At 34.3% G+C, this 13,946-nt stretch carries 12 protein-coding genes; all 12 read left to right on the forward strand.

Annotated elements, in window-relative coordinates:
- The first annotated feature begins 160 nt into the window (after positions 1 to 160).
- The 12 genes from purB (at position 161) to BIW12_RS01850 (ending at position 13,892) form a co-directional block, all read left to right on the forward strand.
- Positions 161 to 1,507: an adenylosuccinate lyase gene (purB, locus tag BIW12_RS01795; protein WP_071183542.1), complete on the forward strand. Its 1,347-nt coding sequence runs from the start codon at positions 161 to 163 to the stop codon at positions 1,505 to 1,507.
- A 139-nt stretch (positions 1,508 to 1,646) separates the two neighbouring features.
- Positions 1,647 to 3,884 carry a cation:proton antiporter domain-containing protein gene (locus BIW12_RS01800; protein ID WP_071183543.1) on the forward strand — a complete coding sequence of 746 codons (2,238 nt, stop codon included), beginning with the start codon at positions 1,647 to 1,649 and terminating at the stop codon, positions 3,882 to 3,884.
- A gap of 222 nt (positions 3,885 to 4,106) precedes the next feature.
- Entirely contained in the window at positions 4,107 to 5,006 is a 900-nt protein-coding gene (locus BIW12_RS01805; protein WP_071183544.1) for a DnaJ C-terminal domain-containing protein, read from the forward strand.
- Positions 5,003 to 5,296 carry a chaperone modulator CbpM gene (locus tag BIW12_RS01810; RefSeq protein ID WP_181161664.1) on the forward strand — a complete coding sequence of 98 codons (294 nt, stop codon included), beginning with the start codon at positions 5,003 to 5,005 and terminating at the stop codon, positions 5,294 to 5,296. Before BIW12_RS01805 ends, BIW12_RS01810 begins: the two co-directional genes overlap by 4 nt.
- Positions 5,297 to 5,403: 107 nt before the next feature.
- Positions 5,404 to 8,127 (forward strand): family 78 glycoside hydrolase catalytic domain, encoded by a 2,724-nt coding sequence (locus tag BIW12_RS01815; protein ID WP_071183546.1) that lies wholly within the window; start codon positions 5,404 to 5,406, stop codon positions 8,125 to 8,127.
- Positions 8,128 to 8,153: 26 nt separating this feature from the next.
- Positions 8,154 to 8,975 carry a polysaccharide deacetylase family protein gene (locus BIW12_RS01820; RefSeq protein ID WP_083382027.1) on the forward strand — a complete coding sequence of 274 codons (822 nt, stop codon included), beginning with the start codon at positions 8,154 to 8,156 and terminating at the stop codon, positions 8,973 to 8,975.
- Positions 8,976 to 9,134: 159 nt separating this feature from the next.
- Positions 9,135 to 9,650 (forward strand): MarR family winged helix-turn-helix transcriptional regulator, encoded by a 516-nt coding sequence (locus BIW12_RS01825; protein ID WP_071183547.1) that lies wholly within the window; start codon positions 9,135 to 9,137, stop codon positions 9,648 to 9,650.
- The gene (locus BIW12_RS01830) at positions 9,598 to 10,230 is read left to right on the forward strand and encodes an NAD(P)H-dependent oxidoreductase (RefSeq protein ID WP_071183548.1); all 633 of its coding nucleotides are present in this window, start codon (positions 9,598 to 9,600) and stop codon (positions 10,228 to 10,230) included. Before BIW12_RS01825 ends, BIW12_RS01830 begins: the two co-directional genes overlap by 53 nt.
- Positions 10,231 to 10,258: 28 nt before the next feature.
- Entirely contained in the window at positions 10,259 to 10,825 is a 567-nt protein-coding gene (locus BIW12_RS01835) for a YceI family protein (protein WP_071183549.1), read from the forward strand.
- 193 nt (positions 10,826 to 11,018) lie between these two features.
- Complete coding sequence (locus BIW12_RS01840; protein WP_071183550.1) at positions 11,019 to 11,585, forward strand: YceI family protein; 567 nt, start codon at positions 11,019 to 11,021, stop codon at positions 11,583 to 11,585.
- A gap of 252 nt (positions 11,586 to 11,837) precedes the next feature.
- On the forward strand, positions 11,838 to 13,238 hold the full coding sequence (locus tag BIW12_RS01845) for an anthranilate synthase component I family protein (protein ID WP_071183551.1): 1,401 nt from the start codon (positions 11,838 to 11,840) through the stop codon (positions 13,236 to 13,238).
- Between the two features lie 87 nt (positions 13,239 to 13,325).
- Positions 13,326 to 13,892, forward strand: a complete 567-nt coding sequence (locus BIW12_RS01850) for an anthranilate synthase component II (RefSeq protein ID WP_071183552.1) — start codon at positions 13,326 to 13,328, stop codon at positions 13,890 to 13,892.
- Positions 13,893 to 13,946 lie beyond the last annotated feature (54 nt).

Genomic DNA, 13,946 nt, shown 5'->3' on the forward strand with positions numbered 1-13,946 from the left:
ACCAATTTTCAATGACTTTTTAAAAACTCAATCTGTGATAATCTGTAAAAATCCGCTTCATCTGCGTTCCATTTTTATTATCATGAAAATCAATTCTAAAATAGCCCGAAATTCCTAAAATTCTGTCTATATTTGTGCCTTTCGAAAAAATAACAATACAATGACGACTTTAAACGAATTGAATGCTATTTCTCCAATTGATGGAAGATATAGAAATAAGACCCTTTCATTAGCCCCTTTTTTCTCTGAAGAAGCCTTAATCAAGTACCGTGTACTGGTAGAAATTGAATATTTTATTACTTTGTGCGAAGTTCCTTTGCCACAATTAAAAAACGTAAATCCTGCTATTTTCGACAGTTTACGTGCCATTTATAAAAATTTCTCTACTGCAGATGCGCTTTGGATAAAAGAAACTGAAAAAGTAACCAATCACGATGTTAAAGCCGTTGAATATTTTATCAAAGATGCCTTTGAGAAATTAGGTTTATCAGAACACAAAGAATTCATCCACTTTGGATTGACTTCTCAGGATATAAACAATACAGCTATTCCACTTTCTACAAAAGATGCTTTTGAGAAAGTATATATGCCATCATTAATTACTTTAATTTCAAAATTAAAAGAATTAAGTACAGAATGGGCAGACGTTCCAATGCTGGCACGTACTCACGGACAACCGGCTTCTCCTACCCGTTTAGGAAAAGAAATTGCGGTTTTTGTTGAGCGTATTGAAGAGCAAATGCGTTTGTTATTCAACATTCCGTTTGCGGCTAAATTTGGTGGAGCAACCGGAAACTACAATGCGCACCACGTAGCTTATCCACAAATTGACTGGAAACAATTTGGAACTAAATTCGTAGAAGAAAATCTTGGATTACACCATTCTTTCCCAACAACGCAAATTGAGCATTACGACCATTTTGCAGCATTTTTTGATGCGTTAAAAAGAATCAACACCATCATCATCGATTTAGACCGCGATATCTGGACTTATGTTTCGATGGAATATTTCAAACAAAAAATCAAAGCAGGAGAAATTGGTTCATCGGCTATGCCACATAAAGTAAACCCTATTGATTTTGAAAACTCAGAAGGAAACTTAGGAATTGCCAACGCTATTTTCGAACATTTATCAGCTAAATTGCCTATTTCAAGATTGCAACGTGATTTAACGGATAGTACCGTTTTAAGAAATATTGGTGTTCCAATGGGACACACTATCATTGCTTTTGAAGCTACTTTAAAAGGATTGAACAAATTGTTATTGAACGAAGCTAAATTCCACGAAGATTTAGAAAACAACTGGGCTGTAGTGGCTGAGGCTATCCAAACGATTTTACGTCGTGAGGGGTATCCAAATCCTTATGAAGCTTTGAAAGGTTTAACCAGAACCAACGAAGCGATTACTAAAAAATCAATTCATGAATTCATTGGCACATTAGAAGTTTCGGATGCTATTAAAGCCGAATTACTTCAAATTACGCCAAGCAACTTTTTAGGAATCTAATTATAAAAAACACATTTCTTTCAAAAAGCTATCTTAATCGATAGCTTTTTTTATAAATATGTGTTAATTACATAATAAAATTGCACAACAAAAGTCCTTTTACTATATTTAGCATAATTGCAATAATAAAGAATAATATATGAGTACAGTATCGGCAGTTGCTGAGGCATCACACCATTTAAAGCCTTTAATTAGCGATTTAGGTTTAATTCTTATGACTGCGGGAATTGCGGTTTTAATCTTTAAAAAATTAAAACAACCCTTAGTTTTAGGTTATCTGATTGCCGGATTTTTGGCAGGAAACCATTTTGATTTTTTCCCTTCAATAAAAGACATTAAGAGTGTTGAAATTTGGGCTGAAATTGGAATCATCTTTTTACTGTTTAGTCTGGGATTGGAATTTAGTTTTAAAAAGCTAATGAAAGTAGGTGGCACCTCCTCTATTACCGCCCTAACCCAAATTATAGCAATGGTGTGTATTGGTTTTTTAGTAGGACAATGGATGGGCTGGTCCACGATGAATAGTATATTTCTGGGAGCCACACTTTCTATTTCATCTACAACAATTATTCTTAAAACCTTTGACGAATTAGGCGTTAAATCACAAAAATTTGCGGGAAACGTTTTTGGTGCTTTGATTGTCGAAGACATTGTAGCCATTGTAATGCTGGTTTTGTTATCGACAGTTGCTGTAAGTGACCAAATTTCAGGAACTTCATTATTACAATCTATTTTTAAATTAGTTTTCTTCTTAATTATTTGGTTTTTAGGTGGAATTTTTATTATTCCTACTATACTAAAAAAAGCAAAACATCTTTTAACTGATGAAATGCTGCTTATTATTTCATTAGCATTGTGTTTGATGATGGTAGGTTTAGCCGCCAATGTAGGTTTTTCTCCTGCGCTGGGTGCTTTTATCATGGGTTCTATTATTGCCGAAACCACTCAGGCAGAACACATTGAACATTTAGTAAAACCGGTAAAAGATTTATTTGGTGCTGTATTTTTTGTATCAGTGGGAATGCTTATCGATCCCGATACTTTAATTACCTATGCAGTTCCGGTTAGTATTATCACTCTGGTAACTATTTTTGGAAAAGCACTAAGTTCTACATTTGGTGCCTTATTATCCGGTCAGCCCCTTCGACAATCTGTGCAAACAGGAATGAGTTTAGCGCAAATTGGTGAATTTTCATTTATCATTGCTTCTCTTGGAATAAGCTTAAAAGTAACTAGTGATTTTTTATATCCCATTGTTGTAGCGGTTTCGGCAGTAACTACTTTTACCACTCCTTTTTTAGTAAAAATGGCCGATCCTTTTGCGGGCTATTTAGAAAAAAAATTACCCCGAAAATGGATTAGAAGAATCGATAGATATAGTGCCAATGCTCAGGCCATTCGTTCCGTAAGCACCTGGCAAGTAGTTATTAGAGCTCATTTACTCCAGATTGTGCTTCATACCATCATTATTACTTCGGTTATTTTGCTGTCTTCAAAATATGTGTTGCCTTTAGTTGAAAACTCTAAATTTGGTAATGCCATTGCCGCATTAATTACTATTGTTATCATTTCTCCTTTTTTATGGGCACTTTCACTGCGTCGTGTAGCAGTAAAAGAAGTCGATCAGTTATTTGAAGAACGAAAATACCGCGGACCTATTTTGATGCTATTCTTTATCCGTATGGGATTAGCAGTGTTTTATATTGGATTTTTATTAAATATCTTTTTCTCACCTTTAATTGCCATTTTTGCTTTAGTAATGGCCATTGTAATCTACTTGCTATTTCCTAAACAATTGCACGAGCAATACCACAAAATTGAAAATCATTTCCTGACAAACCTCAACGACAGAGAACAAAAGAAAATCGACCGTCGTTATGCGAATCTAAACCCCTGGGACGGACACATGACTACTTTTGAAATTTCGAAAGAATCCAATTTGGCAGGGAAAACGCTTCGTGAAATAAAAATGAGAGAATTAGTAGGCGTTAATATTGCCTACATTAAACGAGGGGAAATTATTATTCAAATTCCAAACAAAAATGAACGTTTGTTTCCCGGGGATGAAATTTGTGTAATTGGTACCGACGCTCAAACAAAAGAATTTTCTAAATTTCTAACCCAGCACGAAGTTGAAGTTGCTAATACTATCACCGACGAAATTATTTTACGTCAGATAGAATTGACTAATGAAGAATTTATAGGACTTAGCGTAGGACAATCTAAACTAAGAGAGCGCACTCACGGTTTATTAGTAGGTGTAGAACGAAAAGGGCAACGCATGCTTAATCCCGAATCGAACATTGTTCTGGAAAAAAATGATTTGTTATGGCTGGTGGGCGATAAAAAACTAATGGCTGAAATTTTCAAAGAATAATTCTTTTTGATCATAAATTTAAAATACCTGAACGATTTTTTGTTCAGGTATTTTTTTTTGTTTTTATTCTAAAAATAAAGTCTTTAGATGTCCTATTTGAATTGAAATTTGAGTAAATTTATAGTAACAAGATAAACACAACATCAAGTTTCTTCTTGCTGTTTCCTGTCGGAAATTCTATAAGAGCACTAACGGAATAGTAATTCTTAAAAACAATTCAACATGGCATTTATAGACTATTACAAAGTATTAGAAATTGACAAAAAAGCAACGGATGCTGAAATAAAAAAAGCCTACCGAAAATTAGCTCGAAAGTACCATCCTGATATTAACCCGAATGATAAAGAGGCTGAAAAAAAATTCAAAGAAATCAATGAGGCTAATGAAGTGTTAGGAAATACCGAAAAAAGAAAAAAATACGATGCTTATGGCGAAAACTGGAAACACGCCGCCGAATACGAAAAAGCCAACCAAGATCAAAGATATTATAATCAAAGTCAGCCTCATGAAGATTTTAATTCATACGGCAGAGATGGTGATGATTATTCTGATTTCTTCGAATCTTTATTTGGAAATAGCAGCAGAAGTCGCCATAGAAAACAACAATACAAAGGCACCGATTTTAGCACCGAACTGAGTTTGGATTTAAAAGAAGTTTATACCACACACAAACGCACAATTAACATCAACGGTCAAAACATTCGTTTTACTATTCCCGCAGGAGTTGAAAATGGTCAAACTATTAAAATAACCGGACATGGTGGAGACGGCATCGGCGGAGGCCCTAAAGGCGATTTGTACATTACTTTCTCCATAAAAAATCATCCTGATTTTAAAAGAGACAAAAACAATTTGTACACCAACGTTACTGTTGATTTGTACAAGGCAGTACTAGGCGGCGAAATTACCGTAAACACTTTTGACGGAAAAGCAAAACTAAATATAGCTCCGGGAACACAAAACGGAACCAAAGTAAAACTAAAAGGAAAAGGTTTTCCCGTTTACAAAGAAGAAGGTCATTTTGGCGATTTATACATTACATTCCAAATCAAAATCCCCACAAATCTCTCTTCTAAAGAACTTGAATTATTCAATGAACTATCTAAATTAAGAACATCATGAGTACCGAAAACTTTATTCCGATAAACACACTTTGCCAACATTACAAACTGGAAATCGGCTTTTTTAATAATCTCAACGAAAACGGACTAATAGAAATCCAGCTGGTGGATAACATCCAATACATACACAAAGATTCGATTTATGAAATCGAAAAAATAGTGCGCATGCACAAAGAATTAGACGTAAATATTGAAGGGATTGACATTGTTCTAAACTTACTTCAAAAAATTGATGCCCTGCAAACAGAATTACACAAGGTCAGAAACCGTTTATTATTGTACGAAAACTAAATTGAACTTAACAATCTATCAGGCTAAAAAACCAAAAAAAGCAGGAAAGCTAAATCGATTATTTTTTATATTTTGGCAACCAATTAAAAAATAACAAACTGCTATTAATGAAATCCATAAAACAATTTTTAATTCTATTATTCCTAGTTTTTTCGTTTATCCAAACCAATGCTGCCAACCCAAATCCTCCTTTTAATCTGCGAAGTTTTGACAAACAAAATCCTATCGGAACAAACGACAAACCCTACTTTGGATGGTATCTAAGTGATCCCGATACTAACGAAATTCAATCGGCTTACCAGATTATTGTTTCTTCAAGCTTAGCTAATCTAAAAGCGAACAAAGCTGATATTTGGAATAGTAAAAAGACCAATTCCAGAAAACAGAATTATATTTATTTAAATGGTATTACTCTTAAAGCTGCCACTACTTACTATTGGAAAGTACGTTGTTGGGACAAAGATGGAAATGCGAGTTCCTATTCGGCTCCTGCAAATTTCACCACCGGTTTATTAACGAATACGGATTGGGCATCAGCACAATGGATTAAAAGAGATTCTAAAGACAACGACGATTATACTTATTTTAGAAAAAAAACCAGTCTTCCGAACAAAACCATCAAAAAAGCAATCACCTATATTTCTGCCTGCCACAGTTATGAATTGTATGTTAATGGAAAATTTGTTGGAAAAGGATTCAATCATCATTATCCACAATACAGCTATTATAATGCCTGGGATGTTACTGCTTTACTAAAGAAAAACACCGTAAATCTATTGGGCTGTCTTACACACTGGTATGGTGGTGGTCAGGGTCGCGCTACTGGAAGCCGTGGCATGATTTTAAAAACCATTATCGAATATACTGATGGCTCGAAAACCATTATTGGAACCGATAAAAGCTGGAAACAAACACAGGCTTCGCAATGGATTCAAGGACAACCGCAACGTGGTGGCGAAGGCGTAGGTAGAATCGAGTTTGTTGACAACCGAAAAGCTATTGCTAATTGGAACACCGCCAAATTAGACGATTCTAATTGGAACAATGCCATCGAAATTGGTCCACATCCTACTGCTCCATGGACCGGAACTTTACAATCTGATTTAACCCGGGTTATTGAAAAAGAAATCAAACCAACGGCAATAAAAAATCTAGGCAACGGAAAATATATTATTGATTTAGGCAAAATATATGCGGGTAGTTTTAAAATTAATTTTAATGAACGCATTGCCGGAGATACGATTAAAATGTTAGGTGGTTACCAATTAAATGAGGATGGTACTACTGTAAATCCAAAAATGAATCAATCTACCAATTTGTCTTTTAAATACATCCCAAGCGGAAATAATTCCGTTTTCAATCCTCATGTCTATTTTGGGATGCGTTATTTACAAATTGACAATGCTCCAAACGAACTAAATCAAAATAATGTAAGTTTTATTAGTCGTCATTTCGAATTAGATGCAGCGCGTTCTTCATTCGAATCTTCAAATGAGATGCTCAATAAAACCTGGGATTTAATGTCGCACACTTTGATTTTGGGAGCACAGGAAGATTTTGTAGATACTCCTACCAGAGAAAAAGGCGCATTTTTATTAGACAGTTGGTCGCAAGCAGTTCCTGCTATGAGTGTCATGTACGACCGAACGATGAATATGCGTGCTTTGAACCAATTTCTTCAATCTCAAGATCAATATTGGCCAGACGGACGATTGAATGCGGTTTATCCAAATGTAGATGGAGGAAGAGACATTCCTGATTTTACCCAATCTTTTTTAGTTTGGGTTTGGGATTATTACACTCAAACAGCAAATATTGAATTTTTAAAATCCAATTATTCGCGTTTGAAAAAAATTGCCGATTACGTCAGTACTTATAAAAATGACAGCACTGGATTAATTCATAAACTAAAAGGAGGAAAAGGCCCTTATGAATTTGGAATCATCGATTGGCCGGCAACCATGCGTTACGGTTATGATATGAGTGTTGAATCCAGAACAGTTATTGATGCTTATGCTTACGAAGATTTCAATATTATTTCGAAAATTGCCACAGTTTTAGGTAATGAGGCTGACAAAACACTTTACGCCAACAAAGCCGAAGCCATCAAAAAAGCCATAAATACGCATTTAATCAATCAAAATGGGGTTTATATTGACGGAATTACCAATGCTCAAAATGTAAGTACTCATGTTTCGCAACATGCCAATATTCTTCCTTATGCACTGAAAATTGTTCCTGAAACAAATAAAAAACAAGTAATTGATGAAATTAAGAAACAAAAAATGAATATTGGAATGGTTTGTCTTCGGTGGTTACCAGAATCTCTTGGTTTAGCTGATGAAGGAGAACAGCTGATTGATTTATATACCAATACTGAATGGGATGGTTGGGCTAAAACTATTTCTCTTGGAGGAACTGCTACTTGGGAATCATGGGATGCTAATACAACTAACCAAAGCATGTCACATCCTTGGGGAGCAGTTGGATTATTAGGTATGCAAAATTACATTTTAGGAATTACCGCTTTAGCTCCACAACACGAAAAAATCCAAATAAAACCATTATGGTTTGGAAATAAACTGACTTCTGCTAAAGGAACTTATACAACTGATAAAGGAGATATAAAAGTAGACTGGAATTACATTAACGCTGAATATCATTTAAAAATTACTATTCCTAATAACAGTGCTGCAAAAGTATATTTACCAAAATGTGAGAAAACCGGAACTACAATCAAATTAGACAACAAAGAAGTAACCGCTACCGAAGAGGGAAATTATCTTTATATTGATAACATTGGTTCGGGAGAACATCACTTAGAGCGATAATTGATTTTCGAAAAACAAATAACAAAATGTCAAAAAAAAGAAAAGTAAACCACATTTTAGAATCAAAATCAATAGTTTTGCTTTTCTTCCTTTTTGCATTTTATTTTTCATCAGCTCAAATTTTAAAACGACAAATCCCTGATAAATTGGTCGTATTAACTTTTGACGATGCGCCTGTGAGTCAATACAGCATTGTAGCTCCATTATTAAAAAAGTATGGTTTTAAAGCCACTTTCTTTGTCTGCGAATTCCCACCTAATTTTCGCGACAATTCTAAATATATGAATTGGACGCAAATCAAAAAATTAGATAAAATGGGTTTCGAAATAGGCAATCACACTCAATCGCACAAACACGTAAACAAACTGTCTAAAGAAAATTTCATTCAACAATTACAGTATATAGAAAACAAATGCGATTCGCTGAAAATCAAAAAACCGCTCAGTTTTGCTTATCCCGGCTATGATTACAGCCTTAATGCCATAGCTACATTACAGCAACAAGGCTATATTTTAGCTCGTGCCGGAGGCAGCAGATCCTATAATCCCTTAGAAGACCATCCGTTTTTAATTCCTAGTTGGGCTATCAATGCTACCAATAAAGACCAAATTATCGCTGCTCTTCAGGAAGCCAAAAACAGAAAAATTGTGGTACTAACCATTCACGGAGTTCCAGACATCGAGCATCCATGGGTAAACACTCCTCCTGATTTGTTTAAAGAATTTCTTAATTATTTATCTAAAAACAACTACAAAGTTATTGCTATTAAAGACTTAAACAAATACATTGATTTTCCAAAAGCAGCAAAAACAATAGCTATTGACACTTCTAAAAAATACAAGAATTAGACTTTAAATATTTTTTTTGATTAAAAAAAACTAGGCAAACCCTCGTAAAAACTAGGACTAACCCTTTTCTAGTAAAAAAAATTAAAAAAAACTTCAATATATTTGTATATACAAATAAAAAAAGTGATACATTTGTACCAACAAATAAAAACAACTGGAATGAAAATTGAAGATGAAATAAAAAGTACGGTTGAACTAAACCTTTCTAAAAAAATTATTCTCAACATCATGTACACACAAAACATTCTGAGTGAGAAGTTTAATGAGGTTTTAAAACCATATGATTTATCAGGAGAACAGTACAACGTATTGCGAATTCTTAGAGGTCAAAAAGGGAATCCGGCTAATATGTGTGTCATTCAGGAGCGAATGATTGCTAAAACCAGCAATACCACCCGCTTAGTTGACAAATTATTATTAAAAGAATTAGTAACGCGAAATGTCTGTCCGGACAACCGAAGAAAAATAGAAGTATTGATTACCCAAAAAGGATTGGATGTTTTAAGCGAATTAGATCCTAAAGTAATAGAACACGAAAATGCCCTGACCAGTAATTTAAACACTGAAGAATTAGAACAATTAAATACATTATTAGAAAAATACCGAAATCAACAACAACATCATGAGCAAGTTTATAGAAAACCAAAACTGGAGATACGCAACAAAGAAATTTGATGCTACCAAAAAAATCTCAAACGAAGATTTAAACATTTTAAAAGAAGCAATCCGCTTGAGTTCGTCTTCTTACGGATTACAACCTTATAAAGTAATTATAGTGGAGAGTCCTGAATTAAGAGCTAAAATTCAGCCAGCTGCATGGGGACAATCGCAAATAGTTGAAGCTTCTCACCTTATCATTTTTGCAAATGAAACCCAACTTGACGAACAACACATTGACGATTACATTAGCAATATTAGTGAAACCAGAAACATTCCGGTTGATTCATTAGCTGGGTATTCCGATTTCATGAAATCAAAAATCCTAACACTTCCTGAAGACTCTAAAAATATCTGGACAGCCAAGCAAACTTATTTAGCCTTAGGAAATTTGTTGAATGCAGCTGCGGAATTAAAAATTGACGTTACTCCAATGGAAGGATTTGTTCCTGAACAGGTAAACGAAATTTTAGGATTAGAAAAACTGGGATTAAACACTTCACTTATTGCAACATTAGGTTACAGACACGAAGAAGACGCCACCCAACATTATAAAAAAGTTAGAAAATCACAAGACGAATTATTTATCACTCTATAATTATTAATCAAATTTAAATCAAACAAAAATGAAAAATTTAAAAACAATTGCAATAGCATTATTCGTAGCAGCGGCTGGTATTTCAGTAAACGCACAAACTAAAAAAATTGACGCAAAAGCATCTTCTATCAAATGGGTAGGTAAAAAAGTAACCGGAGAGCACTCTGGAACTGTAAACTTCAAAGACGGAGCTGTAGTATTAAAAGGGAAAAAACTAGTTGGTGGTAGTTTTACTGTTGACATGACTTCTCTAACAGCTACTGATTTAACTGGAGAATACCAAGGAAAACTGAATGGTCACCTGAAAGCTGACGATTTCTTTGGAACTGAAAAATTCCCAACTTCTACTTTGGTTATCAAAAAAATTGGTGCAAAAGCTAAAGATGTTTATGCTGTAACTGCCGATTTAACTATCAAAGGAATCACTAAACCAGTTAATTTTGAACTAGCTGTGAAAGGAAATACTGCTACAACTGCATTCAAAGTGGACAGAACTAAATATGACATTAAATACGGTTCAGGAAACTTCTTCCAAGGTTTAGGAGACAAAACTATCAATGACGATTTTGAATTAGCTGTTGCTTTGAAATTCTAATCATATCCCCATTTTACTTTAATAACCCCAGCATTTTTGTTGGGGTTATTTTTTTATTTTTTTTCAATTCATAACATGCTTTTATTGCTTTTTTAATCAAAATCTTGTGCTTTTATTGTAACTTTGAGAAAACGAACACCTTACAACAATAACAACAAACAGAAAATTAGTATTAACTTAAACCATACATAAAATGAAAACCTTAAAACTACTATTCCTGGCTGTTATTTTCTTATTTTCTTTTACAATCGCAAAAGCGCAGGCTAAAAAAATAGATGTTGCTAAAAGTATTATCACCTGGACAGGGAAAAAAATCACCGGAGAACATGAAGGAACAATAAAATTTAAAGAAGGTGAACTTATTTTTAAAGACAACAAAGTCACCGGAGGGAATTTTGTTGCTGACATGACCACTCTTGACAACACGGATCAAACCGGAAGTTCAAAAACAAAACTGGAAGGACACTTAAAATCCGATGATTTTTTTGGAATTTATAACTTCAAAACTTCTATTTTGACTTTCAAAAACATCACCAGCAAAGCAAACAACACTTATACTGTAATTGCTACCCTAACCATTAAAGGTATTTCACATCCTGTAATTTTCGATTTGATTGTTAAGGGAAAAACAGCTACAGCTAATTTAAAAATTGATCGAACAAAGTATGATATCAAATATGGTTCGGGAAGTTATTTTGATGATTTAGGCGATAAAACCATTTATGATATGTTTGAATTAAAAGTTGACCTGGTCTTTTAAAATGAATTACAAACAAATCCAAACAATATTTTATACTTGAAAATTTGAAAAATCAAATTACATTTATATATTTGCAATATGAAAACAATTACAAATAATACTTGGTGGTGGAACAATTTACGTCAATAGTCGTGAACTAAGCTCCTATAGTATTATTATCTATAAATATAAAAAGGCTTGTCATCACGACAGGCCTTTTTTTGTGCCGAACGAGATTAAAACAAATGCTTACAAATTTTAAATTTATTCCAATTGAAACAATTTAAATTAAATACAAAATTCAAACAAATATTGGCTGACACCATAACTCCTGTTAGCGTGTATTTTAAAATAAGAGATAAATTCCCTAATAGTCTTTTGCTGGAAAGCAGTGATTATCACGGAAATGACAACAGTTTTTCCTATATCTGTTGCAATCCTATTGCTTCGATAAAGATTGAAAATGAAACTATTTTCAAACAATTCCCTGACGGAACTACCGAAACCATCGCTATCGATGCTCAAACGAATATTCCGGAAGTAATTCAGCAATTCTCAGGGCAATTTAAGTCGGAGAAAAGCAATTTCAAATTCATCAATAATGGTTTGTTCGGATACATTTCTTATGATGCGGTTCGTTATTTCGAAAAAGTAACTATCGCCAAAAAAGAAAACAGCAATACCATTCCTGATGTGTATTATGCGGTTTACCAAAACATCATTGCCATCAATCATTTTAAAAATGAGGCTTATATTTTCTGTCATAGCCTAGACGATAGAAACAACATTGCCGAAATTGAACAATTGATGCAATCCCGAAACATTCCTTCCTATAAATTTTCGAAAGAAGGAGAAGGTTTCTCTAATTTGACTGATGAAGAATTCAAGCACAATGTAGCCTTGGCTAAAAAACATTGTTTCCGCGGAGATGTGTTCCAATTGGTACTTTCCAGACGATTCACCCAGGGTTTCAAAGGAGATGAATTCAATGTGTACAGAGCCTTAAGAAGCATCAACCCATCCCCTTACCTATTCTTTTTTGATTATGGCGATTTCAAAATATTTGGTTCTTCGCCTGAAGCCCAAATTATCGTAAAAAACAGAAAAGCAGAAATTCATCCTATTGCAGGAACATTCAAGAGAACAGGCGATGATGAAAAAGATGCAGTTTTGGCTAAACAATTATCAGAAGATAAAAAAGAAAATAGCGAACACGTCATGTTAGTTGATTTGGCCCGTAACGATTTGAGTCGTCATGGTCATAACGTAAATGTGGAGCGTTACAGAGAAGTACAGTTTTTCTCTCATGTTATTCACCTGGTTTCTAAAGTAACAGGACATTTACATGAGGATGCTACCACCATGCAGGTAGTTGCCGATACCTTCCCGGCCGGAACTTTAAGCGGTGCTCCAAAACACAGAGCGATGCAATTAATAGAAGATTACGAAAAAACAAATCGTAATTTTTACGGTGGCGCCATTGGTTTTATGGATTTTGAAGGCAACTTTAACCATGCCATCATGATTCGTACTTTCCTGAGCAAAAACCATCAATTACACTCTCAGGCTGGAGCTGGAATTGTTGCCAGTTCAGATGAAGAAAGCGAAATGCAAGAAGTATATAACAAATTGAGAGCCTTAAATGCGGCTTTGGATTTAGCAGAAACTATTTAAAATTAAATGACAGACAAAAAGTTAAGAGTTAAATGTTAAGCGGCAAAACGCATAACCCATAACTCATAACACTCAACTTTAGATAAAATGAAAAAAATATTAGTTATAGATAATTACGATAGTTTCACTTACAATCTGGTGCATTATCTGGAAGATTTAAATTGTGAAGTAACAGTATATAGAAACGATGAATTTGAATTAGACGAAATTGCTCATTTCGACAAAATCCTTCTTTCTCCTGGACCTGGAATTCCTGATGAGGCAGGTTTATTAAAACCGGTTATTGCCAAATATGGCGCGACCAAAAGTATTTTCGGAGTTTGCCTTGGTCAGCAAGCCATTGGCGAGGTTTACGGAGGAACGCTTTCTAATTTAGACAAAGTGTATCACGGGGTGGCAACACTGGTAAAAACAGTCGTAGATGACGAAATTTTATTCCAGGGATTAGATAACGAATTTGAAGTAGGTCGCTACCATTCATGGGTTGTTGATGCAACCTTGCCAGATGTTTTAGAAGCCACTTCTTTTGACGAAAATGGTCAGGTGATGTCTTTGCGCCACAAAACATTTGATGTTCGCGGAGTGCAATTTCACCCTGAAAGTGTTTTAACTCCTAATGGAAAGAAAATGCTGGAGAACTGGGTAAATTCTTAGATTTCAGTTTGCAGATTTCAGTAATCAGTTATAAAAAACATTGTGCCTTTGTGC

Source organism: Flavobacterium commune (assembly GCF_001857965.1).
In the GTDB taxonomy this organism is placed as follows: domain Bacteria; phylum Bacteroidota; class Bacteroidia; order Flavobacteriales; family Flavobacteriaceae; genus Flavobacterium; species Flavobacterium commune.